The 23557-nt window shown below is 69.5% G+C and carries 20 protein-coding genes and 5 pseudogenes; 14 read left to right on the plus strand and 11 right to left on the minus strand.

Going from position 1 to position 23557, the window contains the following annotated elements; translation table 11 throughout:
* From ACZ7L0_RS39875 to ACZ7L0_RS39890, 4 genes and pseudogenes are all read left to right on the plus strand, one after another.
* Window positions 1–101: pseudogene (locus ACZ7L0_RS39875) on the plus strand (PIG-L family deacetylase); the annotation flags it as partial.
* Between the two features lie 497 nt (window positions 102–598).
* Window positions 599–1311: pseudogene (locus tag ACZ7L0_RS39880) on the plus strand (transposase).
* A gap of 142 nt (window positions 1312–1453) precedes the next feature.
* A complete protein-coding gene (locus ACZ7L0_RS39885; protein ID WP_471247482.1) occupies window positions 1454–1702 on the plus strand; it encodes a hypothetical protein in 249 nt (82 codons plus the stop codon).
* A gap of 183 nt (window positions 1703–1885) precedes the next feature.
* Entirely contained in the window at window positions 1886–2377 is a 492-nt protein-coding gene (locus ACZ7L0_RS39890; RefSeq protein ID WP_471247483.1) for a hemerythrin domain-containing protein, read from the plus strand.
* A 33-nt stretch (window positions 2378–2410) separates the two neighbouring features.
* On the opposite strand, the gene ACZ7L0_RS39895 is transcribed toward ACZ7L0_RS39890, so the two are convergent.
* Window positions 2411–3286 carry a YihY/virulence factor BrkB family protein gene (locus ACZ7L0_RS39895; protein WP_471247484.1) on the minus strand — a complete coding sequence of 292 codons (876 nt, stop codon included), beginning with the start codon at window positions 3284–3286 and terminating at the stop codon, window positions 2411–2413.
* Between ACZ7L0_RS39895 and ACZ7L0_RS39900 the strand changes: the two genes are divergently transcribed.
* From ACZ7L0_RS39900 to ACZ7L0_RS39910, 3 genes are all read left to right on the plus strand, one after another.
* Entirely contained in the window at window positions 3176–3976 is an 801-nt protein-coding gene (locus ACZ7L0_RS39900) for a PDR/VanB family oxidoreductase (RefSeq protein ID WP_471247554.1), read from the plus strand. The genes ACZ7L0_RS39895 and ACZ7L0_RS39900 overlap by 111 nt on opposite strands.
* Before the next feature lie 82 nt (window positions 3977–4058).
* Window positions 4059–7286 carry a fused isobutyryl-CoA mutase/GTPase IcmF gene (gene icmF, locus ACZ7L0_RS39905; RefSeq protein ID WP_471247485.1) on the plus strand — a complete coding sequence of 1076 codons (3228 nt, stop codon included), beginning with the start codon at window positions 4059–4061 and terminating at the stop codon, window positions 7284–7286.
* Between the two features lie 598 nt (window positions 7287–7884).
* The gene (locus ACZ7L0_RS39910) at window positions 7885–8139 is read left to right on the plus strand and encodes a transposase (RefSeq protein ID WP_471247555.1); all 255 of its coding nucleotides are present in this window, start codon (window positions 7885–7887) and stop codon (window positions 8137–8139) included.
* 194 nt (window positions 8140–8333) lie between these two features.
* Here the strand turns inward: ACZ7L0_RS39910 and ACZ7L0_RS39915 are convergent, their stop codons facing one another.
* Entirely contained in the window at window positions 8334–8933 is a 600-nt protein-coding gene (locus ACZ7L0_RS39915; protein WP_471247556.1) for a TetR/AcrR family transcriptional regulator, read from the minus strand.
* 55 nt (window positions 8934–8988) lie between these two features.
* Between ACZ7L0_RS39915 and ACZ7L0_RS39920 the strand changes: the two genes are divergently transcribed.
* Window positions 8989–9453: an SRPBCC family protein gene (locus tag ACZ7L0_RS39920; protein ID WP_471247486.1), complete on the plus strand. Its 465-nt coding sequence runs from the start codon at window positions 8989–8991 to the stop codon at window positions 9451–9453.
* A 201-nt stretch (window positions 9454–9654) separates the two neighbouring features.
* Here the strand turns inward: ACZ7L0_RS39920 and ACZ7L0_RS39925 are convergent, their stop codons facing one another.
* Window positions 9655–10236 carry a TetR/AcrR family transcriptional regulator gene (locus tag ACZ7L0_RS39925; protein WP_471247487.1) on the minus strand — a complete coding sequence of 194 codons (582 nt, stop codon included), beginning with the start codon at window positions 10234–10236 and terminating at the stop codon, window positions 9655–9657.
* A gap of 97 nt (window positions 10237–10333) precedes the next feature.
* Here ACZ7L0_RS39925 and ACZ7L0_RS39930 point away from each other — a divergent pair, with 97 nt between their 5' ends.
* Window positions 10334–10885: a DUF3995 domain-containing protein gene (locus ACZ7L0_RS39930; protein WP_471247488.1), complete on the plus strand. Its 552-nt coding sequence runs from the start codon at window positions 10334–10336 to the stop codon at window positions 10883–10885.
* Between the two features lie 43 nt (window positions 10886–10928).
* Window positions 10929–11931: pseudogene (locus ACZ7L0_RS39935) on the plus strand (IS5 family transposase).
* Between the two features lie 227 nt (window positions 11932–12158).
* Here the strand turns inward: ACZ7L0_RS39935 and ACZ7L0_RS39940 are convergent.
* On the minus strand, window positions 12159–13739 hold the full coding sequence (locus ACZ7L0_RS39940) for an MFS transporter (RefSeq protein WP_471247489.1): 1581 nt from the start codon (window positions 13737–13739) through the stop codon (window positions 12159–12161).
* Window positions 13740–14017: 278 nt separating this feature from the next.
* Here ACZ7L0_RS39940 and ACZ7L0_RS39945 point away from each other — a divergent pair, with 278 nt between their 5' ends.
* Together ACZ7L0_RS39945 and ACZ7L0_RS39950 are read left to right on the plus strand one after the other, a co-directional pair.
* A complete protein-coding gene (locus ACZ7L0_RS39945; protein WP_471247490.1) occupies window positions 14018–15352 on the plus strand; it encodes a helix-turn-helix transcriptional regulator in 1335 nt (444 codons plus the stop codon).
* Window positions 15353–15419: 67 nt separating this feature from the next.
* Window positions 15420–15635, plus strand: a complete 216-nt coding sequence (locus ACZ7L0_RS39950) for a hypothetical protein (protein WP_471247491.1) — start codon at window positions 15420–15422, stop codon at window positions 15633–15635.
* A 264-nt stretch (window positions 15636–15899) separates the two neighbouring features.
* Here the strand turns inward: ACZ7L0_RS39950 and ACZ7L0_RS39955 are convergent, their stop codons facing one another.
* On the minus strand, window positions 15900–17030 hold the full coding sequence (locus ACZ7L0_RS39955; RefSeq protein WP_471247492.1) for an FAD-dependent oxidoreductase: 1131 nt from the start codon (window positions 17028–17030) through the stop codon (window positions 15900–15902).
* A 130-nt stretch (window positions 17031–17160) separates the two neighbouring features.
* Here ACZ7L0_RS39955 and ACZ7L0_RS39960 point away from each other — a divergent pair, with 130 nt between their 5' ends.
* Both ACZ7L0_RS39960 and ACZ7L0_RS39965 read left to right on the plus strand, forming a co-directional pair.
* Window positions 17161–17742, plus strand: coding sequence for a TetR/AcrR family transcriptional regulator (locus ACZ7L0_RS39960; RefSeq protein ID WP_471247493.1), 582 nt, complete (start codon window positions 17161–17163; stop codon window positions 17740–17742).
* A 56-nt stretch (window positions 17743–17798) separates the two neighbouring features.
* Window positions 17799–18097 (plus strand): annotated as a pseudogene (locus ACZ7L0_RS39965) (transposase); the annotation flags it as partial.
* Between the two features lie 94 nt (window positions 18098–18191).
* On the opposite strand, the gene ACZ7L0_RS39970 reads toward ACZ7L0_RS39965, so the two are convergent.
* The 6 genes and pseudogenes from ACZ7L0_RS39970 to ACZ7L0_RS39995 form a co-directional block, all read right to left on the minus strand.
* The gene (locus tag ACZ7L0_RS39970) at window positions 18192–19160 is read right to left on the minus strand and encodes a recombinase family protein (protein ID WP_471247494.1); all 969 of its coding nucleotides are present in this window, start codon (window positions 19158–19160) and stop codon (window positions 18192–18194) included.
* A gap of 172 nt (window positions 19161–19332) precedes the next feature.
* On the minus strand, window positions 19333–20817 hold the full coding sequence (locus ACZ7L0_RS39975; protein ID WP_471247495.1) for an MFS transporter: 1485 nt from the start codon (window positions 20815–20817) through the stop codon (window positions 19333–19335).
* Window positions 20814–21449 carry a TetR/AcrR family transcriptional regulator gene (locus tag ACZ7L0_RS39980; protein ID WP_471247496.1) on the minus strand — a complete coding sequence of 212 codons (636 nt, stop codon included), beginning with the start codon at window positions 21447–21449 and terminating at the stop codon, window positions 20814–20816. Before ACZ7L0_RS39980 ends, ACZ7L0_RS39975 begins: the two co-directional genes overlap by 4 nt.
* A gap of 63 nt (window positions 21450–21512) precedes the next feature.
* Window positions 21513–22412, minus strand: a pseudogene (locus ACZ7L0_RS39985) (Tn3 family transposase); the annotation flags it as partial.
* Between the two features lie 20 nt (window positions 22413–22432).
* Window positions 22433–22741 (minus strand): hypothetical protein, encoded by a 309-nt coding sequence (locus ACZ7L0_RS39990; RefSeq protein WP_471247497.1) that lies wholly within the window; start codon window positions 22739–22741, stop codon window positions 22433–22435.
* A 193-nt stretch (window positions 22742–22934) separates the two neighbouring features.
* Window positions 22935–23552 (minus strand): SUKH-4 family immunity protein, encoded by a 618-nt coding sequence (locus ACZ7L0_RS39995; protein ID WP_471247498.1) that lies wholly within the window; start codon window positions 23550–23552, stop codon window positions 22935–22937.
* Between the last annotated feature and the right edge of the window lie 5 nt (window positions 23553–23557).

Here is a 23557-nt window from a genome sequence, read left to right on the forward strand (position 1 = left end):
AGAGGTTCGGCGAACTGATGGGCATGGAGACCTTCGTACGCGTCCAGGACGCCACCGGCGCGGCCATACCCGAGAACGATCTCTTCGCCGGACTGCGCTGATCCGCCCGTCCGACCGGCCGGGAAAGCGCATCGACCGCACGGCGCGATCGAGCGGGTCACACACCTGGAGGCTTGTCCACGCGTGTTCCGCTCCGGCAGCCCGTGTCCAGGCCCTCGCCGACGGCGTCGACGCGTGCCCGCACTTCCGACCCGGCACCGCGCTCGTCCCCAAACCACCTGGCAACCGCACAGGTGGGAGACCTGCGGGCTGCTGACTCGGAAGGTGCGCGACAGCCCAGGTCACAACCCGGCGGTCTGCTCCGATCAAGGCAGACCGCCGAGGAAGCGACACGAAACTGAGGCTCCGATGTCCGACACGCCGTGAGGCAACGGAAGGAGCAGCAGGTCACGAGGGCGGTGTCCGACACCAACCGCGAGACTCTAGAGACCTTCAGCCTAAAGGGTGTTGCAGAATGCTTGATGGCGGGCATTTTGCCTGTACGGGTGGGGTGTTGAGGGCTGAGCCGGTGTAGGTGGAGACGTTCACCGGGTTGCGGATGGGGCGGTTCGAGGAGCTGCTTCGGGTGGTGCGGGAACGAGGCGGCAACGGCCCTGGTGGCGGTCGGCCGTGGTGTCTTCCGCTGGCCGAGCGGGTGCTGCTGGTCGCGGTGTATTACCGCACGAACCTCACCATGCGACAGCTCGCCCCGCTCTTCGGCTGCTCACCCGCCACCGTCTGCCGGGTCATCCAGCACCTGCGACCGTTGCTTGCGCTGGAGCCGGCGCCCAGCCCCATGCCGGGCGTCGGCCGGTCATGGATCGTGGACGGCACCCTGATCCCGGTCCGTGACCGGCAGGTCGCAGCTTCCCCACGCACCTACCGGTTCTCGGCAAATGTGCAGGTCATCATCGACGCCGGCACCCGCCTGGTGGTGGCATCCGCCTGGCCGGCGCCCGGCCACAAGGCAGACGCGCATGTCTGGCGCGAGTCGGACCTGCCGGCCGTGGCGGCGGGCACGACGGTGATCGCGGACGGCGCTTACCAGGGCACCGGGCTGATCGTCCCGCATCGCAGAAGAGCCGGACGCCCCCTCCTGCGTGGCCAGGAGGAAGACAATGCCGAACACCGGCGCGTCCGGGCCCGCGTCGAGCACACCTTCGCCCGATGAAGAGCTGGAAGATCCTCCGCGACTGCCGCCAGAAGGACGACGGCCTCCACCACGCCGTCCAAGCCGTAGCCACCATGCACAGCCTCGCTATGGCAAGGTGAAACAGCAGGTCAGCCATCATCCCGACGTTCCCGCCACCAAGCCTTCTGCAATACCCTTTAGGTCTGTCGGCGGGATACGCACACTCGCGTTGCCGCCATCTGCCGTCGCCTCGCCAGGACCCGGCCGTCGTGGAGGCACGGGGTGATCGGGCACGGTGCGGGCGAAGCCTTCAGCGAGGTGGGTGCTGGGGCGTACGGGCTGTGGGAGGTGACGGTCGCAGCTGAAGCCGAGCATGCGGGCCACCGCCCGCCACAGCCGGGCGACGGAGCTGATGCCGACGGCGGCGTGGTGGGCGGCGAGCAGATGGGCGGCGATGGCGTCTTCGGCGCTGGCGGCGAACCGCCACCAGAACAGAGCGCTCTCCCAGCGGTCGCCGCCACCCGAAAGTGAGTAACGAGCGTCCGGAACAGAGACCGGCTGCACGTCAATCCCTAGTACTGCATCCGTGCTTGCGGTGCGGCCGGACGGGGCACTGAAGGAGCGTCGTGGCCGCGGAGCGGGGAAGCCATCAACGCGGACGGTCAGGGTAGGAGGTAGTGACCCCAACCGTTCGCACGAAGGTGGTGCCCTCCCATGGCCGAGACCCAGGACGTCGTCGAGCTCATCCTTCAGGACCACCGGCGCATGGAGGACCTGTTCCGCATGATGCGCAGCGTCGAAGCAGACCGGGCCGCCGCGCTCCGGGAGTTCGCGGACCTGCTGATCGCCCACGCGTTGGCCGAGGAGGCCAAGGTCTATCCCGCCCTGAAGCGGTACAAGAACATCGACGACGAAGAGGTCGAGCACGGCGAGCACGAGCACGACGAGGGCAACAAGGCCCTCCTGGACCTCCTGGACGTGGAGGAGGTCGGCTCGGAGGAGTGGGACTCGAAGCTGGAGGAGCTGGTGGAGGCCGTCACCCACCACGCCGACGAGGAGGAGCGCACCATCCTCAACGGAGCCCGCGAGAACGTGGCGATGGAGCGCCGCGAGGAACTGGGGGTGGCGTTCCGGGAGGAGCGCGAGCGTCAGCTGAAGGCCGGCTGCGGCTCGGTCGACAACGTACGGCGCATTGTCGAATCCTGACCGTGCCCCGGCGCGGGGCGCCCCGCGCCGGGGTCAGGGCCCTGGCCCCGGGTCCGGCTGCACGGCCCGGCCCAGCCCGGCGCGGGCGGCCTCCAGTTGCGCGGCGAACGCGATGCCCAGGAACAGGGCGATACCCGTCAGGTTGGCCCACAGCAGCAGGGCCACGAACGCGGTGAGGGGCCCGTACACGACGCCGAAGGAGCCGCTGCGGGAGACGTAGAGCGTCAGCAGCCAGGTCGCGGTGACCCACAACACCAGGTGGACGGCGGAGCCGAACGCCAGCCAGGTGTACCCGGGCTGGTCCCGTCGCGGTGACCAGCGGAAGATGACGGCCGAGGCGACCCAGGCTAGGGCCGTGCCCACGGGCACCTCAAGGGAGCCCCACCACCCCGGCGGCCCGGACCGGTCCAGCGCCTCGGTCGTCGCGGAGGTCACGGCCTCGCCGGCGACCAGCACGAGGAAGCCCAGGACCATCGGTACGCCGGCGGCGAAGGCGAGCAAGACGGCCCTGCCGTACTTCCGGGGGAAGGGCCGGTCCCGTTCGATGCCGTAGATGCGGTTGGCGCCCCGTTCGACCTGGCCCATGGCCGAGGCCAGGTTGAGGACCGAGAAGACCAGCCCCAGGCACAGTGCGATCCTGCTCCAGGTGCCGGAGCCGGCGGTGCGGCGGGTGCCGCGCAGCGCGTCCTGGATCACGTGCGCGCTGGCGCCCGGCACGATCCTGCCCAGGGTCAGCTCGATGATCCGGCCCACGCTCTCCGTGTGCGCGGCCGTGGCCAGACCGACCAGGACGGCGGCCTGATCCGTCAGTACTCCCTGTGCGGGGACCCGGCCGAACGCGAGGCCTGGCAGATCGCCGTACTGCGCGAGCCGCACGGCCGCGGCGGCTCCGCGTACGTCCACGACCACTTGCGCGAAGGCACCAGCGTGCGGGTTCGCGGGCCTCGGAACAACTTCCCGCTGCGGCCCGCCGCCCGCCATCTCTTCATCGCCGGCGGCGTCGGCATCACGCCGATCCTTCCCATGGTCGAGGCCGCCGAGGCTGCGGGGGCCGACTGGCGCCTGCTGTACGGTGGCCGCGCCCGCACCTCCATGGCGTTCCTGGACCGTCTCGCACCGCACGGGGACCGCGTGCTCGTCCGCCCACAGGACGAGTACGGCCTGCTGGACCTCGCGGCCTACCTCGCCGTACCCGAGGACGGCACCCTGGTGCACGCCTGCGGTCCCGAGCCCCTGCTGCAAGCGGTACAGGAGCGGTGCGTGGGCTGGCCACCCGGCACGCTGGGTGTGGAGCGGTTCACCCCGGCGCTGACCTCCGGGTCCGGCCCGGTCGAGGCCTTCGAGGTCGAGCTCGCTCGTTCCGGGCTCACCCTCACGGTGCCGGCGGACCGCTCGGTCCTCGAAACCGTGGAGGAGGCCGGTGTCGCGGTTGACTTCTCCTGCCGGGAAAGTACGTGCGGCACCTGCGATACCGACGTACTGGACGGCAAGCCCGACCACCGTGACTCGCTGCTGACCGAGGAGGAGCGGGCCGCCGGCGACACCATGCTCATCTGCGTCTCCCGCTCGTGCGGAGCCCGGCTGGTCCTCGACCTGTGACGGCGATCACCTCCAGCAATTTACTAGGACGTCCTACTATCTCTTCCGTCAGCAGCGCCCCGCGCCATCCGGGAAGGCCCTCATGAGCGATCTGCACCGACCGGTGCACCCTGTCCGCCTGGTCACCGCTTCGGCCCTGTTCGACGGACACGACGCGTCGATCAACATCATGCGGCGGATCTTCCAGTCCCAGGGTGCCGAGGTGATCCACCTCGGACACAACCGCTCGGTGCGCGAGGTCGTGGACGCGGCGCTGGAGGAGGACGCGCACGGCGTGGCGGTCTCGTCGTACCAGGGCGGGCACGTGGAGTACTTCGAGTACCTGGTCGAGTCGCTGCGCGCGCGGGGAGCGGCGCACGTCCGCGTGGTGGGCGGTGGAGGCGGCGTCATCGTGCCCGAGGAGATCGCCCGGCTGCGCGACAGCGGGGTGACCATCTTCTCCCCCGAGGACGGCCAGCGGATGGGCCTTGCCGGGATGGTCAACTCGGTGGTGCGGGACTGCGACTTCGACCTCTGGGACGGCAAGCCGGCCGATGCGGCCGCAGTGCTCGCCGGTGACCGGTTCGCGATCGCCCGCGCCATCACCGGTGCGGAGCTGGGCAAGCTGCCCACCGGTCTCTTGCGACAGCTGCGATCCGCCGCGGCGGCACGGGTCGTGCCGGTGCTCGGCATCACCGGCACCGGCGGCTCGGGAAAGTCCTCACTGACCGACGAACTGGTGCGCCGCTTCCGTGTCGACCAGCAGGACAAGCTGCGCATCGCGGTGATCGCGGTGGACCCGACCCGCCGCCGTGGCGGAGGAGCACTGCTCGGTGACCGGATCCGCATGAACTCACTCGACGGCAACCGGGTCTTCTTCCGGAGCCTGGCCACCCGCGGCAGCCACGAGCTGCCCGAGCAGCTGTCCGACGTGATCGATGTGGTCAAGGCCGCCGGGTTCGACCTGGTGATCGTGGAGACACCGGGCATCGGCCAGGGTGACGCTGCGATCGTGCCGTTCGTCGACACCTCGCTGTACGTGATGACCCCGGAGTTCGGCGCCGCGTCGCAGCTGGAGAAGATCGACATGCTCGACTTCGCCGACGTGGTGGCGATCAACAAGTTCGAGCGGCGCGGCGCCCAGGACGCGCTGCGCGATGTGGGCCGTCAACTGGTCCGCAACCGCGAGGTGTTCGACATGAGGCCCGAGGACATGCCGGTGTTCGGCACCTCCGCGGCCACGTTCGACGACGACGGCGTCACCGCGCTCTACCAGCACCTCAAGACGGGTCTTGCCGAGAAGGGGCTGCCGCTGTCCGAGGGCATGCTGCGGCCCGTCACCGTACGCAACTCCTCCGGCATCCGGCAGGTGGTTCCCGCAGACCGGGTGCGCTACCTCGCCGAGATCACCGACACCATCCGCACGTACCACTCCGAGACCGCCCAACTGGCCGAGGCGGCCAGGCGGGTGCAGCACCTTCAGGCGGTCAGGGACGAGCTCGTCGAGGCCGGCTCCGACGCGACGAACGTGCAGTCACTCCTCGATGACGCTCGCGAGCAGCTCCCGCGCCACGTCACAGAGCACATCGGGAACTGGCCCGCCGTCATCGCCTCCTACACCGGCGACGAGCAGGTGGTGAAGGTGGGAGACCGGGAGATCCGCACCAGGCTGACCCGGGAGTCCCTCTCGGGCAACAAGGTTCCCCGCGTCGCACTGCCCGGTTTCACCGACCACGGGGAGCTGGTGCGGTTCTGGCGCCGGGAGAACCTGCCAGGCTGCTTCCCCTTCACCGCCGGGGTGTTCCCCTTCAAACGCGAGGGCGAGGACCCGGCGCGAATGTTCGCCGGCGAGGGCGATCCGTTCCGCACCAACCGGCGGTTCAAGCTGCTTTCCGAAGGGCAGCCGGCCACCCGGCTGTCCACCGCCTTCGACTCGGTCACGCTCTACGGCCGCGACCCGAACGAACGCCCCGACATCTACGGCAAGGTCGGCACCTCCGGCGTCTCGGTGGCCACCCTCGACGACATGAAGGCCCTCTACGACGGCTTCGACCTGGTCGCGCCGACCACTTCGGTCTCCATGACGATCAACGGACCCGCACCGGCCATCCTGGCGTTCTTCCTCAACACGGTCATCGACCAGCAGACCGAAGGGTTCCGGGCCGCCGAGGGCCGCGACCCGTCACCCGAAGAGGCGACCGAACTACGTACGCGCGCGCTTGCGAGCGTACGAGGCACGGTGCAGGCCGACATCCTCAAGGAGGACCAGGGCCAGAACACCTGCCTGTTCTCCACCGAGTTCTCACTGCGGATGATGGCCGACATCCAGGAGTGGTTCATCGCCCACAAGGTCCGCAACTTCTACTCGGTGTCCATCTCCGGCTACCACATCGCCGAAGCCGGCGCCAATCCCATCAGCCAGCTGGCCTTCACCCTGGCCAACGGATTCACCTACGTCGAGGCCTACCTGGCCCGCGGCATGCACATCGACGACTTCGCCCCGAACCTCTCTTTCTTCTTCTCCAGCGGTATGGACCCCGAATACTCCGTCCTCGGCCGGGTGGCCCGCCGTATCTGGGCCGTCGCGATGCGGGAGAAGTACGGCGCCAACGAGCGTTCCCAGAAGCTGAAGTACCACGTCCAGACCTCGGGCCGTTCTCTGCACGCCCAGGAGATGGACTTCAACGACATCCGGACCACCCTGCAGGCCCTCACAGCCATCTACGACAACGCCAACTCGCTGCACACCAACGCCTACGACGAGGCCGTCACCACGCCGTCCGAGGAGTCGGTACGGCGGGCCCTGGCGATCCAGCTCGTCATCAACCGCGAGTGGGGCCTGGCGATGAACGAGAACCCGCTGCAGGGATCGTTCGTCATCGACCAGCTCACCGACCTGGTCGAGGAGGCGGTGCTCGCCGAGTTCGAGAGGATCAGCGAGCGCGGCGGTGTACTGGGCGCGATGGAGACCGGCTACCAGCGCGGCCGAATCCAGGACGAGTCGATGCTGTACGAGCAGCGCAAGCACGAGGGCACACTGCCCATCATCGGCGTCAACACCTTCCGCCGCCCCAGCGGCGACAGCCGGCCCCCGGAGCTGGAACTCGCCCGGGCCACCGAGGAGGAGAAGCAGTCCCAGCTGGAACGCGTGCGGGACTTCCAGTCCCGCCACCGCGACCCTGCCCACGACGCCCTGGCCGCGCTCAAGGATGCGGCGACAAGTGGCCGCAACGTATTCGCCGTCCTCATGGACGCCACCCGAGTCTGCTCGCTCGAGCAGATCACCGAGGCCTTCTTCGAGGTGGGCGGCCAATACCGCCGCAACGTCTGACCCGGCCCGGACCACACCGCAGCGACTCATCAGATAGGACTTCAGATGGACTCGGCGACGGCCTCGAGCCGCCGCGCCGGCCGATGATCTCGGCGCAGCGGAAGCCGTGGCTGGTGAAGCGACTCGAAGGACTGCCAGCCCGCCTCGGTCACGGCCCACGGCCGCAACTCGGTGATCTCGGGCTCGTCGTCGCTGATCAGTAGGCTTGCTCCGATGCCGCCGCGAAATCCTGGGGAGGTACCAGGGCTTGCGGAGCGCTGGCAGGACCGGCCACCGGTACGGCAAGGTTGTGGGCCCGCTGTAACCGCCACGGAGGAGGCCACATCCACATGCACATGGGGGACGCCGCCGACTGCCCCGAACCAGGCCACACCCGCCCGACGCGAGTGCCGCCCACCGCGACCAGGGTGACGTGGAGGGAGATGGGGAATCCCCGCGACATTGCCCATCGATACGGCGTTCTCAGCACGCTGTTCGGGGCTGGTATCGACGCAGCCCGGACTGGGTCGCCACTCTGGACGGGGGGCGCACGGCCGTACTGACCGATGACACGGAGGAATATGTAGTTCACATGGAGGGGCCGTGGCCCTTCAAGGCCATGCTCCTCGGCCCGGATGGTGTGAGAACGAAGATCGATTACTCGATCGACAAGGTCGCTGTGCCGGCAGGTGGTCCCGCCGACCAAGGTCATACGTCCGCAGGCGGCGGCCGACGGCGTGCCGGCGACCGTGAATGCCTGGCGGCGATCATCTCCGTGGCCACTTCGGGCTGCACCTGGCGACAGCTGCCGTCGTCGCTGTGCTCCTGTACCCGACTTATTCGCAGTGGGTACCCATGGAGCGAACGCCACTGAACTTGATCGGTTGATGTCGGGGCGTTCTCCTGACGTCTCCGCGGTGGTCGAGTAGCTCGCTCCAAGGCACGTGGCGGCTGCTGAGGTCAGTAGCCCTGCCTGGCTCGGAGCTCGCCCGTGAACGACTCGCGGCATACGGCCGCTGCACGGTGGTCGTCGTCTGGCCCAGCCGCCTGGCCTGATCGGCGACTCCGTCACTTCGGGCCGTAGTACAGCCGGAGGAACTCCGCCATCGCAGCGTCGACGGCTGGGCGGTCACCGGTTGCGAGGAGGTCGAGCAGCAGACCGCGGACGGTGGCGAGTCCCAGCCTGGCGCGGTTCCGGGCCACGGCAGGGTCCGCCCCTGCGGCGACCTCGGCGGCCACGAGCGGCTCCAGCCAGTCGTTCACGAGCCCTTCGAGAACCGGGACGGCCTCGGGGCGGCCCCGCAGCGCGTGCCCGCAGATTTCGAAGAAGAGCCGCTCCTGACCGGCCAGTCGAGGGTCCGCCAGCTGCTGCCAGAGGAGCCGCGCAGCATCGGCGGGCGAGAGACCGGGTTCCAGGTGGAGCCGGGACAGAAGATCACGCTGGCGCTGCTCCGACGTCCGGACGATCTCGACGAGCAGCTGTTCCTTGGAGCCGAAATAGTGGATCAGCATGCGGTGGCTGACGCCAATCGCAGCGCCCAGGCCGCGCAGGCTCAGGTCCGCGATGCCGTGTGCCGCAACGTAGTCGACGGCCGCGTTCACCAGTTGTGCGCGCCGGTCCCCGTCCGTGCCGGGCGCGGCCTCGCTCTCAGGCTGCGAGCCGTCCATATTCACCACGTCGCGAGTGTACCAATTGGTACATGCCCTGTGTACCGTGTGGTACATGAAGTCTGTCACCGTGTCGATCGATTTACCGCAGACGCCCGAGCAGGTCTACGACTTCCTCGATGTCATGGCTCACCATGAGCGATTCACCAACCACTACCTGACCGGCTGGCGCTACAGCGGCCCCGGCCGCGGCATCGGATCGTGCGCCACAGTCACAGCCGCGCTGGGCGGCACGAAGACCGACGTCACCATCGAGGTCGTCGAGGCCGAGCCGTCGCGGTGCATCGTCGAACGGAACGTCAGCGCGGCCGGCCGACGCCTGGCCCACGGTACCTACACCATCGAACCGCTGCGGACCGGCGGGAGTCACGTGTCGTTCACGTACGCCTGGGCGCGCGCCCCGCTCACCGACCGCCTGCTGGCACCCATCGTCCGGGCCACGCTGCGGCGCGCCAACCGCACGGTCATGCTACGCCTGGGCACCGAGTTGGCTCGCTACGCGTCCGCTGCCGGATCCTGACGCCGCGGTACATGTCGGCTCTTCCGCCTGACGCATGGCCCCGAGGCGCATCGCCCCCGGAGCGACACACCCACCGGCACGCCGTCGAGGACGACGATGCAGGACTCCCCCGCCCTGGTCGGCCGGCATCTACAACCTCCCCGGTGGGTCCGATCTGCCCTGACCACAGCACCTGGGCGGCCCGCACCACCTCGCGAGTGCCTATGGCCCCGCAGGGGCGAGGATCATGGCAATGAGGTGCTCGAGCGCTGCGGCGGAGCGCGGGTCGGTGAGCCGCGTCTCGGGGGCGCTGTCGAAGGCGATCCGGCGCAGCTCCAGCCAGCCCAGATAGGCGGCGTATGCGGACAGGGCCCGATTCCGGGCATCGTCTGTCCCGAAGCCGACGTCGGTGAAGATGTCGGTGAGGTAGGCGATCCGGGTCCGGTTGACCCGGGCGACGACCTCGGCGACGGCGGGGTGCATGGTCTGGGCGACCAGGGCGGGTTCCAGCCCGCCGATCTCCTCGCTGCCGAGCGCCTCGTCGAACAGTGCTCTCGCGCGAACCCGGGCGTCCGTTAGCTTGCCTAGTGCGGCGATGACGTCGGTGGTGGCGCGTGCCTCCCAGGTCTCCAGAGCGGCGACGAGCAGGGCGTCGCGATTCTCAAAGTGCCAGTAGAAGCTGCCGCGGGTGACGCCCAGTTCCCGGGCGAGCTGGTCCACCGCCACCGCGGATACCCCGCCCCGGGCCAGCGCGCGGAGCGCGGCCATCGTCCACTCGTCTTTGCTGACCTTGCTCCTAGCCACGTTCCGTACAGTACTGTACGGAACATCCATACAGCACTGTACGGATGAGGCACCTCACGTGTGCCCGCGACAGGGCACAGGGAAGGGGAGAACGGGGATGAACGCCACGAACTGGCTGCTCGACGCACCCGCGGGCAGGACTGCCGAGGGCGGGGGCGGTACCGAGGGCGCCTCCGCGGGGGCCCGGGTGGCGGGGGTGTTGTCGGCGAGCGGTCTACTGGCTGCGGGGCTTCTCCATGGCGTGTGGGTGTTCACCCCGTGGCCGCTGGCCTCGCGGGCGGAGTTCGCCACCGTCGTGGTCGGCGTCGAGGAGTCCCAACTGCCCTCGAAACCGGCTACCTTCGCGGTTGCGGCGTTGCTCTGCACGGCCGCCTGGCTGGTCATCACCGCAACCCGGCCGGCAAGCCCGATCGGCGCCTCACGGCTGGTCCGTATCGGCCTGTGGACGGTGAGCGGCGCGCTGGCCGTACGCGGTCTCGGCGGCCTCGCGGCCTCCGGCCTCGCCCTGGGCAACGTCCCGCACGCATTCCGGCACTGGGACCTGGCCCTGTACTCACCCCTGTGCGTGACCCTGGCCAGCCTGACCGCCTATCTGGCCTTGCGCACCCGCCACCGTGGCAACTGCCCCACTGAGGATCGTTCAAGCTGAAATTCGCCCTCCCGGCAGGACCTGGATTGGTAGATCTTCTTGCGTGACGCGAATGCAACTGACTGACGAGGAGTGGGATTTCATCGGGCCGTACCTGCCGATCGGCGAGTACGCCCCGTATCCCGAGCGGCTGCGGCAGCAGTTCGAGGGTGTGATCTGGCGGTTCAGGACCGACGGACAGTGGCGGGAGATGCCGCAGGAGTTCGGCGCCTGGTCAACCGTCCACAACCGCTTCCGGCAGTGGCGTGACGCCGACGTCTTCGAGGCCCTGCTGGAGGGCCTGATCACGGAAGCCGCGAAGCGGGGTGAGGTAGACCTGCCCTTGGTCAGCGTCGACTCCACCACCGCGCGCGCTCACCACGACGCTGCCGGGATGCACCTGGGCGAGGACGTCCTCACCGACCTGGAGAAGGCTGCCGCCGAGGCGGAGAAAGCCAGGTCAAAAGGGGCAGCCTCGACGAACGGAACGGGCAGGACGCCGAGACCGGGCCCGAACGGGAGGAGCGCCGACGCATCCGGCGTCGGCGAAAACTCCGGCTGAAGGCCGCTCTCCTCGGCCGCTCCAGGGCGGTCAGACTAGCAAGGTCCACCTCGCCGCCGACCGCAAATGCCGCCCGCTGGCGTTCGTGTTGACCGCGGGCCAGGCCGCGGACAGCCCGCAGTTCATCCCCGTGCTGGGGAAGATACGGGTCCGCGGCCCCGTCGGCCGCGCCCGCTCCCGGCCGGACGCGGTCGCCGGGGACAAGGCCTACTCGTCCCACAGCAACCGAGCCCACCTGCGCAGACGCGGCATCAAGGCAGTCATTCCGGAGAAGAAGGACCAGGCCGCCAACCGGAGGAAGAAGGGCTCCGGGGGCGGTCGGCCCGTCAGCCACGACACCGGCCTCTACAAAGAGAGAAACACCGTCGAGCGCCTGATCAACAAGCTCAAGGCCTGGCGAGGCGTCGCCACCCGATACGACAAGACCCCAAACAGCTACCTCGCCGGCCTCCACCTGCGCGCCTCGATGATCTGGATCAAAGACCTCACCCGGACCGCCCATTGATCACGACTCGATACGCGCCCTAGGGGGCCGGGGAGGAACTGCCCGGCCGGTCTTGAACGGCTGAGACGCCGTCAGCTTGTCGATCACGGGGCTGCGGAGGGTGGCGCTGCTGCGCCGACTGAGTGTGCAGCGCAGTCATGGTCGACCCTCTCGGTACGGCGCGAGGCATCGGTGTGCGACCCTCGCGCCGTACGCCGTTGTGGCTGTGTCGGGCAGTCGGCGTGTGGCTACGCAGTCGACCTCGCCATGTCCCGGCTTGTGCCGTCGTTCGGCGTCTCCTCGGCGACCGTGCTGGGCTTGCCGGTACGGCGGAGCAGGAGGGTGACGGTGACGGCGGCCAGGACGGTGGCTCCAGCGCCGCTGATGAGGGCGAGGTGCATTCCGGAGGCGAAGGCGTCGCGGGCCTTGTCGATCAGTGCCGGGTTGCCCGTGGCGTGGCCCACGTGGTTGGCCGCGGCGAGGGAGGAGCGCGCCGCGTTGGCGACCGGGGCAGGAAGGCCCTGAAGGTCGAGCTTGTCGCGGTACTGGGCACTCAGGAGGCTGCCGAGAACGGCAATGCCCAGGGCGCCGCCGAGTTCGCGTGACAGGTCGTTGACGGCGGAACCCACGTTCTGCAGGCGAGGCGGCAGGGCGTCGGTGATGGCCGCGGTGGCCGGGGTCGTGGCCAGGCCCATGCCCGCCCCGAGCGGCAGGAGGCCGCCGAGGACCAGCCAGTACGAACTGCCGGCGTCGAGCTGGGCAAGCACCAGCAGGCCGGTGGTAACCAGGAGAAGTCCCACGGTCCAGGGACCGCGGTCGCCTCTCCGCGCGACCAGGCGCGGGCTGAGGCGGGCACTGGGGATCATCGCCGCGGACATCGGCAGCACGCTTACGGCGGCCAGCAAGGCGCTGTCACCGCACACCAGTTGGAGGTACTGCATGGTCACGAAGATGAACCCGAAGAACGCGAAGAACTGCAGCGTGGTCGAAATTGATCCGGCCGCGAACCGCTTGTGGCGGAACAGCCGCGGGTCGAGCAGGGGGTGCGGGTGTTTCAGCTCCCAGGCGACGAAGGCGAGCAGGACAGCGAGCCCGAGGTCTATGCCCGCCAGGGTGCGGGTGCTCCCCCAACCGTGCTCGGGCGCCTCGATGACCGAGTAGACCAGCACACCGAGTCCCGCCACCGTCAGAGCCGCTCCGGCCACGTCGACGCGCTGCCTGCCCGGCTGCGCGGACTCCGGCACGAAGACGTAGGTGCCGATGAACGCCACCCCCGCCATCACTGCGTTCAGCCAGAACACCGATCGCCACGCCCACACCTCGAGCAGCGCTCCGGAGGCGAGCAGTCCCAGCGCGGCGCTGGCGCCCGCGACCGCTGCCCAGATGCTGATGGCACGCGCCTGCTGGGTTCGGGGAAACGTGCTGGTGATCGTGGACAGGGTGGCGGGCATGACGAATGCGGCTGCCACGCCCAGCACCGTACGCAGGACGATCAGGACGCCCGGATCGGTCGTAAAGGTCGCGGCAAGCGACACTCCCGCGAACAATCCGACGCCGCCGAGCAATGCCCTGCGACGGCCGAACCGGTCGCCGAGGGTCGCTGCGAACAGCAGGAACGAGGCGAAGATCAGACTGTAGGAATCAATGATCCACGACAACTCGGTTTGGTTGGCGTGCGTCTCCTGGGCGATGTCGGGCAACGCCACGCTCAGCGATGCCATCGCCGATACGACGGTCGCCAGTGCCAGGCAGGTCACGGCCAGAACAGCACCGGGGCGCAGTGCGCGCACCGGTCCGCCGGCCTGGATCGGAATGGTGGAGCCGGTCATGAGGGAGCCTCCTGTGAACGAAACTGGTGAATAGGCGGTGCGCTGCGACCTGTCCCGAGGGAGGCGTGGGGCGCTCTGGCCAGTCGCGAGCCCTTTGCTCGCGAAGTGACCCTTCTCGTGAGGCGCGCCGGCACGTACAGGCCGAGCGGTGCCGTGCCCGGCCCGACTCCTCCACGGAGTCCGGCGAGCAAGGCGGGGACACTGGGCGGGGCCGCCTCTTGAGCGCGAGCCGCCCGCTCCCGTCCTGCAGTACTCATGGCGTTCCAAGCAGTGGTCAGGTGGTCATCACGTCCGACCTCTTCGTGGCCGCCCTGGACGATGAACGGCAGTGGTACCGGTGCCATCACCTGCTCCGCGACGTCCTGGCCCGCGAGGCCACCACGGACCCGCGGGAGGTCCTCGGTCATGCCGCGGCCTGGTTCGCCGACGAGGGCCGCATCGACGACGCGGTGCACCACCTGCTGCGGGCCGGCCGCGACGACGAGGCCGCTGAGCTGATGCTGCGCAACGCGGAGACCTGGTTCTTCCCACGCGGGGCCGCGGCGACCTACCTGCAGTTCGGCGAACGGCTGCCCATCCGGGCGGTGGGCCCCGCACTGGCGTTCTCACTGGCCTACACGGCGGCGCTCTGCGGCGATCAGGAGCGGGTCAACCGCTGGCTGGACGCCTGCGAGGCAGGTGGTGCCCCCGACACCGCCGTCCCCGGCTGGCACAGCTTCCGCAGCGCCGTGCTCTGCGTGCGTGCGGGCTTCGGCATGTCGGATGCCGAGGCCGCGCAATCCGTCGTCATGGTGCAGCAGGCGCTCGATGAGGAGATCGAGGCAGGCGCCGACGGGCATCCGACCGTCCGGGCGGCACTGGGGGCCATGCTGGCTCGCGACGGGCGGTTCGACGAGGCCGCCACGCTGCTGCTCACCCTTTGGTCGTCACCCACCCACCGCAAGGCGTGGCCGCCGTCGCTGATGCTTCAGGGCGCCGGCACGCTGACGATCAGCCTCGTCGAAGCCGGCCGCGGCGAAGACTGCGACCGGGTCCTGCGCGAGGCCGGTCCGCTCGCCGACGCCGTCGAGCGCGACGGGCGGGAGACGAGTACGCCGGGGCTGGCCCCGCTGCGCATCGCCCAGGCCAGGCGCAGCTACCAGAACGCCGACATGGAGACGGCCGCCGCTTTGCTGCGCCGCGCCGTCACCCTCGCCGAACTGCACCCGCGGCCGACCGTGCTGTTCCTCGGTCTGCTGTACCTCGCCGACGCCGAACTCGCCTGCGGGGACCGGCCCGCCGCCCGCGCCGCACTGGCGCGGGCCCGCGAGGTGGTGGACGAGGAGCCGGTGAGCGGCTATGCGATGCGGCGGCTCGAGGAGAGCGAGGCGCGGCTGGGCCGGGCCGGTACCCGCACCGCCGTACGCTCGGGTGCTCTCGCGGAGGAACTGACCGACCGCGAGTTGTCGATCCTGCGGGCACTGCAGGGGTCGGCGACCCAGCGGGAGATCGGGGCGGCACTGTTCCTGTCGATCAACACGGTCAAGGCGTACAACAAGAGCCTGTACCGCAAGCTCGGTGTGGCCTCCCGGCAGGACGCCGTCGCAGCTGCGCGCGAACTCGGCTTGATCTGACCCCACCCCGGGTGCTTGTCCGGGGCGGGTGGTGCGCTGCCGTCCGGGCGGCGGGTTCCCTGTACGCATGCCCCCTACCCGTTATGAGCTGAGGCTGCGCGGACCGATCGCCCGCACCCTGCTGGACGTGATCCGGACCAGGTTCGACCATGTGTCGACGCCCGGCGCGGACGGCACCGTGCTGGTCGTCGAGAACGTCGACCAGGCATCGGTACGCGCTCTGCTGACCCTGCTCTGGGACACCGGCCACGAGGTACTGGCCTTCGAGGAGATGACGGCCTGAGACGTCCCTCGACGTTCGCGACGACCCCGATGGAACGACGCACGGCTGTCACCCGGTTCGGACGTGTACAGCTTGGATTCGGTCGGCTGGAGCAGCACGGCGGACCGACGGTAGTGGTCTCTCCCCGGCATGCCGGCCGGTGTAGTCGGTGCGGGGGAGTCTTCGCCGACCGGGTTGCACCAGCGTCCGTTCCGGAGCCCTCCTGTGCGGGCGTACCGCACCGAGCACGCCGGTTCACCCTCACCGCAGCGAGGAGGGCGGGATCTACCGGTAGTTGAGCTCGGCGAGTTCGGTGGCGAGCTTCTTCGGTATGACCGTGTGGCCGAGCAGGGGAAGCGCGATGTTGCGCACCCCGCGAGCCATCGCGTTGCGGGTGGTGGCCACTCGGGTCATCCGGTCGGTGAAGGCGACCACCCGCTGGGCGACGGGGCGGCGTTGCGCCTCGTAGCCGTCGAGCTGCCCGGTGGCGAACGCCCGACCGAGGGCGTAGCCGTCCTGGATTCCCGTGTTCATTCCCTGACCGCCGGCTGGGCTGTGCACATGGGCGGCGTCGCCGGCCAGCAGCAGACGGCCGGTCCGGTAGCGGTCGGCGACCCGGTGGTGCACCCGGAACCGTGACGACCATGCCAGGCCGGTGACCTTGGCCTGGCCGGCGGCGCGCTCGTCGAGCAACTGCTGGACGAAGGCGAGATCAGGTGTGGCGGGCGCGTCGTCCACGGTGGCGACGACCCGGTAGCGGCCGCCGGGGAGCGGGGCGACGACGGTGAGGCCTGCGGTACCGAAGGTGAGGGAGACTTCGGCGGGGCCAGGCGTCCAGTCCATCACGACGTCGGCGAGCACGAAGGACTCGGCGTAGGCGTTGCCGGTGAACCCGATGCCCGCAGCTTCGCGCACGGTGCTGTGCATACCGTCGGCGCCGACGGCGTACGCGGCCCGCAGCTTCTCACCGGTGGTCATGGTGAGGGTCACACCGTTCTCGTCCTGGCCGGCCGATGCGACGTCATAGGGGCGGTGCACATCGCCGCCGAGCGCGCGGAGCCGGTCCAGCAGCACGCTCTCGGTCTCGTACTGGGGAACCATCAGCGTGTACGGGTGGGGCGTAGGCAGCTGGTCGAACGGCACGGTCAGCAGACGGCGGGCGCCGTCGCGGATGGCGAACCGGGTGACCTGAACGCCTCGCGCGATCAGCTCCTCGGTGGCTCCCAGCTCGTCCAGGACCTCCAGGGTGCGGGCGTGTACGACGGCGGCACGCGAGGTGTTCGCGCCCTCGGCCAGCCGGTCCAGGACGACGAAGTCGATACCCGCGGAAGCGAGCGTGACGGCGAGCGCAAGACCGGTCGGGCCGCCGCCGACGATGGCGACCTCGGTGCGGGAGGGGAGGGCGGTGGTGTTCATGGCGGAGTCTTCCGTTCTGATCCAGGGGGAGGCCAACGGCCGTTTGCCAACGATCGTGGGCCAACGCTCGTTGACATGATGCCCAGACTCCCCCTGGAAAGTCAACAGATGTTGGCATACAGTCGTTGACATGAAGCGAGACACCGAGATCACCAGCACGGACAAGCGTTCCGACCGCACCAAGGCCGCGATCCTGCGGGCCGCCCGCGAGCGATTCGCGGCCCAGGGCTACGAACGCACCACGATCCGCGCCGTGGCCTCCGACGCCGGCATCGACCCATCGATGGTCATGCGCTACTTCGGCAACAAGGCCCAGCTCTTCGACGCGACACTCGCCATCAATCTGCGGCTGCCGGACCTCACGGGCGTTCCGGCCGATGAGCTGGCACAGGCGCTGGTGCGGCACTTCCTCGAACGCTGGGAGGACGACCCGGCCGACGACGCACTGCTGGTCCTGCTGCGCTCGGCGGTCACCAACGAACAGGCCGCGGCACGGATGCACGAGATCTTCGCGGCCCAGGTCGTCCCGGCACTGGCCTCAGCCCTGGGCCCGGAACTCGCCGCACGCCGCGCCGGCCTCATCTCCGCCCAGCTCCTCGGCCTCGGACTCACCCGCTACCTGCTGCGCCTCCCGGCCGTGACCGCCCTGACCCGGGACGAGATCAAAGACAGTCTCGCCCCAGCCATCCAGGCCGTACTCGACCCGAGCTAGAGCGGCTCCCCCACCGGCGGAGGGCGCATGCCGCGTGCGCTCACCGGCCCCTCCCCTTACCTCCCTTCCCTCTGCCCCCGATCGGTCACCGGGAGGTGCTGGCCGCGCTCGTGTTCGTGGCCACGTCGGGCTGCACATGGCAGCGGTTACCGTCGGCGTCGTTCGGCCCCTGGAGGGCGACGGCTCGACGATTCGCCGAGTGGACGAAGGCCAGCGTGTGGGCGAAGCTCCACCGCCTGGTCCTCGACGAGCTTGGCGCCCGCGGTGAGCTGGACTGGTCCCGCTGCGCGATCGACTCGGTGAACATGGGGGCCCTGAAAGGGGGAAGCCGAGAGGTCCGAATCCTAATGGGCGGCGAAGCGAGTCACCGCTATCCGAATCCGGAGCGAGAGCTCTTTCGACGGACCGCGAGGCTCGCTTCAGCAGCGGTTCCGGTCAGGACGACGATCTCATCCGCCCCCAGGGCAGGAAGTCCTCCACTGAGAGCGATCTGGTTCCGGCCGGAACCGTTCTCGCGAGGACAAAAGCACACGGTTCGCGTACTCGCGGCGGGCCTTGCGCTGTGCCGGGATCGCCGCGGTGTTGTCGAGTGGCTGGCAGCGGTCGACGAGCTGGCGGTGTACGGCGGGGACGGCGCTGACGCGCAGGGTATAGCCCTGGCCGCGCCGTACGGTCACGCCCTCGCCGAGCGCGGCCCGCTCAGCGGGCTCCAGGTCGGTGGTGCGGAGGAAGTCGGCGACCTTGCCCGGCATGTCGAGGGCGACCGGCAGCTCCGGGGCGGGGGCGTCCTCCTCGATGGCGATGTGGTCGGGCATGAGGTCGGCGACCGCCGTGCGGATCGCGCCGCGGCTGACGCCGTGGTCGCGGGCGAGGGCGGCGATCGAGCGGCCCTCCAGGTACGCGGTGCGGACGGCGTCGGTCTTATCGGCCCCCACGGCGGGGCGGCGTCCGCCTTTGCTGCCCTCGGCCTCGGTGGCGCGCAGTCCGTCGTACGTCAGCTCGCGCTGTAGGTCACGTTGCAGTTCGCCGGCAGCGGCGAGGGTCTGCACCATGACCTTCACGGTGGACAGCAGCTCGCCGGTGCGCGGGTGGCGGGCGGTGAGGTCCATGGCGGAGAACGCGCCGTCGTGGATGCGCAGGGCGACCTGGTCGCGATGGAGGACGTCGAGCACGTCGAGGATGTGGCCGGTGCCGCGTACGAGGCGGAACATCTCGGAGATGTGCACGGTGTCGCCCGGCCGCGCGTAGTTCAGCAGCTCGCGGAACTTCGGTCGCTCAAGCGGGTGGAGGCGACTGGATGTGCCGCCGTCCTCCTCGAACACGACCGGGTCCTCGATCCCGGCCTCGTCCAGGACGAGGTTCTGCCGGGCGGTCGACTGCTGGTCGGTCGAGACCCGCTTGTAGACCAGATTCGCCACCGAAGGGCCCCTTCCGCACGGAGGATTGGACCCTATCTGTCGTCAAACCCTGTCAGCAATGATCATCGGATCTGATTGGATTCGAGCCGCCGTGAACCCCCGGATTGCACGGGTTCATTGGACGTGTCGACAGCCTGTCCTCAAACGTTCGTTTGCCGACAGGTGCTGTGGGTCATGCAGCGGACTCGCCGGTCGTCGGCGTCGCGGTGCGGGCCGTTGGTTCGATACGGCGGCTCGCGGGCGTGGGGATGGTGATGTTACGCATGAGGAGGAGCGCTGCGAGGGCGAGCAGTCCGCCGACGGCACCGCTCCAGGCGATGGTGGAGCCGATCGCGGCCACGGGCGTGGCGTGATGGCTCATCAGAGACTGGCCACATGCCAGACCGAATGCGCCGCCGATCTGCTTGGTGAGGGCGGAGCCTGCGGTGGCGGTGCCCATGTCAGCGTGCGGGACGCAGTTCTGGGTCGCGATGGTGATGCCGCCCATGGCCGGTCCGGTGCCCAGTCCGGCGATAAGCAGCCATACGCACGTCCATGTCGGCGGTGTCGCAGTGTCCAGAGTGAAGAAGGCGGAGGTGCCGAGGGTGAGCAGCCCGGCGCCGGCCAGGAGTGCGGGCTTTGCGTGTCCGCTACGCAGGACGGCGGTGGCGGTAAGCCGGTTGCCCAGCGTCATGCCGATGAGCAGGGGGAGGAGCAGGAGGCCGGAGACGGTGGCCGAGTGACCGCGGACGTACTGGAAGTACAGCGGCAGGAAGACTCCGACCGGCAGCGCGGCGACCTGAAAGAAGAAGCCGGCGGCCAACAAAGCGCTGTAGGTGCGGTGTTGGAACAGTCGCATGGGCAGCACGGGAACGGCCGCGTGCCGCTCCACGGGAACGAGCAGGGCGAGCACAGCCAGGCCGCTGAGCAGGCAGCCCGCGACGGCGGGGTCGGTCCAGGACGGGGCATGCCCGGCGACGGTGTTGCCTTTGAGACTGAGGCCGGTCAGAGCCAGGGAGAGACCGGCAGCGAGCAGCGCGATCCCTGCCACGTCGAGGCGCCCGGATGGCGCTGCGGCGGGGCGCTGATCGGGCAGGAACCGGGCAAGGACGATCGAGGCGGCGAGGCCGATGGGGAGGTTGAGCCAGAACGCCCAGCGCCAGCCGGCGTGGTCGGCCAGCAGGCCGCCGATGATCGGACCGCCCACCATGCCGAGCACCATCATCGCGGCCAGGACCGTCTGCATCCGGATGAGGCCCTGCGTCCGGGAGGGCGGATAAAGGTCGCGGATCAGGGCCATGCCGAGGGTGAGCAGGGCTCCGGCACCCAGACCCTGCACGGCGCGGGAGGCGATCAGCACCGTCATGGACCCGGCCAGCCCGCAGGCGAGCGAGGCGACCAGAAACACGGTGAGTCCGCCGAGCAGTAACCGGCGGCGGCCGTAGAGGTCGGAGAAGCGGCCGTAGACCGGGACGCTGACCGAGGAGGTGAGCAGGTAGGCGGTGACGAGCCAGACGTACCAGGAACCGTCACCGCCGATCTGCTCGACGATGCGCGGCAGGGCGGTGCCGACCACGGTTCCATCCAGCATGGCCAGGAAGGCGCAGCCCAGCAGGGCAAATGTGATCGCCGTCCGGCGCCGAGGCACGAGCGCGTCGTACGCGTCAATTGTGGTCACCGGGCCTCCCCCGGGATGGTGAGCGCACCGTTGAGGAAGAGGTCCACCAGTTCTTCGGTGGTCAGCGGGTCCGGGGCGCCGGGACGGCCGGCAGACATGAGCATGAGCTGGAAGGCGTCCGCGAGCCGTTCCGGGGCCAGTCGCAGGGAGTCCTGGTCGGGTCCGAACAGGGCGGCCAGGGCCGCGCGGGGCGCTGCGAGGCCGGCTTCGCGATCCGGGGAGCGGCCGTCCTTGACGGGATCGGCAGGTGCAGGGCGTTCCAGCCGCCCGGCCGACGCGAGGGCACCGGCAACGGCGCCCATGCGCATCATGTAGCCGCGCATCACCTCGGCCGCCTCGGTGAGCCGGGCCGCCAGTGGCTGGTCCAGTGCGATCGATTCCAGGTGGGCAAGGGTGTCGTCGGGACGTACCGCCTCGGCCATGCAGGCCGCGAGCAGGGCGTCCTTATCGGCGAAGGCCCGGAAGATCGTGCCCTCTCCAATGCCTGCGGCGCGCGCGATCTTCGCTGTGGACACAGAGGCGCCGTACTCGATGACGAGGGGAAGGGCCGCGGCGACGATCATCGCACGGCGCTGGTCGGGTTCCATGGGCGCCGCACGGCGCCGGGAGGGAGCGGGAGAGGTCTCTGCCATACGTAAAACTGTACGGAGTGAGTATTCACTCCGTCAACGCGTTTCTGGTCGGCGGACCGTGGGTCATTCGTCGGCGCCGTCGTCCTCGTCGAGACCGTCGGCCCCCGGGTCGCGCAGCGGGCGCAGGCCGCCGTCGACCGGGGTGGAGGCGCGGAAGCTGTATCGGCCGAGCACGTTGACGTTGGCGTGCTTGAGCGGGGAGACGCGGGCGACGTCCTCGTCCAGGACGTCGTGCTCGCGCTCCTCGGCCGGCAGCGCCCGCAGCTCCTCGATGGCGGCGTCGAGATAGCGGGTCGTCCACAGCACGGCGGCATTCAGCACGAGACCGAGGGCGCCGAGTTGGTCCTCCTGGCCCGTCTTGTACGCCTGCATGATCTGCCCGCGCTTGCCGTGGCAGATGTCCCGGGCGAGCTTGTGGCGGGACTCCTGCACGGTGAGCTGCCGGTTCATCTGCCGCCGGTAGGTGTCGTCGACGGGATCGACCACACGCAGCAGGTGCAGGGTCTTGGCGATCCGCCCGTACTCCGCGAACGCGGTGCCCAGCGGAGTGGGGCGTCCCTCGCGGCCGAACATCCGCAGCAGGTCGTACGCCCGCACCTGCCCGGTGACCAGGGAGCCGACCACCCGGAGCATGTCCGGCCAGTGCGTGATCACCTTGTTCAGATTCACCTTGTTGCAGGCCAGCGGCTCCAACGGCCCGTATCCGCCGGTCTCTACCCCGGGCAGCTCCGCCCGCCAGAACCTCTGGTCGGCCAGGTCCCGGAAGCGGGGCGAGAAGTTGTAGCCGAGCAGGGAGAACAGGCCGAACACCATGTCGGAGTAGGAGGCGTTGTCGGTGGCCACCATGTCCGGCTTCACCCCGGCGTCGAGATTCAGCAGGGTGTCCAGGATGTGCAGGGAATCGCGCGGGGTGCCGGGCACGACCATCTGCCCGATGCCCGCCACCTGGTCGTTTACGGCGTTCTTGACCGGCGCAGCAAGACTCAGGTGTTGGAGGCGCCATAGTGGACTTCACCTTGTGGCAGCAGGTACCCGATGTCCCGCGTCTGCGGCAGCTTTCCTGCCAGCGTCGATGCGTCGGTGCAACCAGAGACCTCGAAGCCGATGACACCCAGGCTGAAGGAGGCGCTCTTGAAAGTCTCGGTCCCGATGGCGGCCAGCCAGTCGTCCATCACGTCGGACCCGAAGAACGGCCGACCGTCCCAGTACGTAAGACCCGCATGATCCAGCGCACCCAGGGGGACGTAAAAGTCCAGCCAGTCGCCGCTGTCATCGCCGCCGCGGATCGCCACGCAACCGCACACGACCAGTTGGCCCGTCGGCAGACGGACCTGACCGTGAAGGTGGCCGAGCTCGGTCAGAGAGCCAACCGTGCACGGCATACGGCGCGGGCAAGGCTCAGGAGACACCTCCGACGCCGGTCCGCGGGAAGGCGGCCTGCGTGCCGCGCAGACCGGGCGATGCGTGGGCGGCATCGGTCGGCGGTCACCCGTAGAGCGAGCGGCCTCCCGGGCTGTTGCCCGTGAAGCGCTGACCCATGGCGATCTCATCGCCGATCACCGACCAGATGGTCTCGTCGTCCTGGAAGGGGATCGGGTCGATGCTGCTCGTCTCCTCACGGATGCGATCGACCTCGCCGTCCAGGCGCTCGAAGTCGGCTTCCCCGTCGCCGTCGTCGCCGCTGAAGGTGAACTCCTCGAGCAGGCGCTGGAACCGGAGAGTGACCTGGACGAGGGAGGAGACGTCCGTGTGGAGTTCCCGCACGGTGTCCTCGTCCGGGTCGAAGGCGTGCACCTTGCCGGACACGGGGTCGAGGGCGAGGTGCGCGTTGAGCAGCCAGCCGATGACGGTCCAGTCGCCCGCGCCCTCCGCGGCGTCCTCGAAGTCCTCGACGCAGACGACGTCCTGGACGACGGGCAGCAGGCCGTCGTCTTCCTCGGGCTCACGCAGCCAGAGCGTCCCGGTGGGGACGCCGACGGTCTGCAGGAGGCGGGCGCCCTCCGTGTCCGCGGCGGCGGGCGCGAAGGCGATGGCGGGCAGGGTCGCGAGCCGGTCCTCGCCGAAGATGTCGACGAGTTCGCTGCGGGTGACGTCGAAAAGCACTACCA

It is taken from the genome of Streptomyces sp. NPDC039424 (assembly GCF_055639495.1).

Coding starts and splice junctions, on each gene's coding strand:
- ACZ7L0_RS39890 (WP_471247483.1), top strand. CDS start 1,886: ATGGCCGAGACCCAGGACGTCGTCGAGCTCATCCTTCAGGACCACCGG.
- icmF (WP_471247485.1), top strand. CDS start 4,059: ATGAGCGATCTGCACCGACCGGTGCACCCTGTCCGCCTGGTCACCGCT.
- ACZ7L0_RS39910 (WP_471247555.1), top strand. CDS start 7,885: ATGCTCCTCGGCCCGGATGGTGTGAGAACGAAGATCGATTACTCGATC.
- ACZ7L0_RS39915 (WP_471247556.1), bottom strand. CDS start 8,933: ATGGACGGCTCGCAGCCTGAGAGCGAGGCCGCGCCCGGCACGGACGGG.
- ACZ7L0_RS39920 (WP_471247486.1), top strand. CDS start 8,989: ATGAAGTCTGTCACCGTGTCGATCGATTTACCGCAGACGCCCGAGCAG.
- ACZ7L0_RS39930 (WP_471247488.1), top strand. CDS start 10,334: ATGAACGCCACGAACTGGCTGCTCGACGCACCCGCGGGCAGGACTGCC.
- ACZ7L0_RS39940 (WP_471247489.1), bottom strand. CDS start 13,739: ATGACCGGCTCCACCATTCCGATCCAGGCCGGCGGACCGGTGCGCGCA.
- ACZ7L0_RS39950 (WP_471247491.1), top strand. CDS start 15,420: ATGCCCCCTACCCGTTATGAGCTGAGGCTGCGCGGACCGATCGCCCGC.
- ACZ7L0_RS39955 (WP_471247492.1), bottom strand. CDS start 17,030: ATGAACACCACCGCCCTCCCCTCCCGCACCGAGGTCGCCATCGTCGGC.
- ACZ7L0_RS39960 (WP_471247493.1), top strand. CDS start 17,161: ATGAAGCGAGACACCGAGATCACCAGCACGGACAAGCGTTCCGACCGC.
- ACZ7L0_RS39980 (WP_471247496.1), bottom strand. CDS start 21,449: ATGGCAGAGACCTCTCCCGCTCCCTCCCGGCGCCGTGCGGCGCCCATG.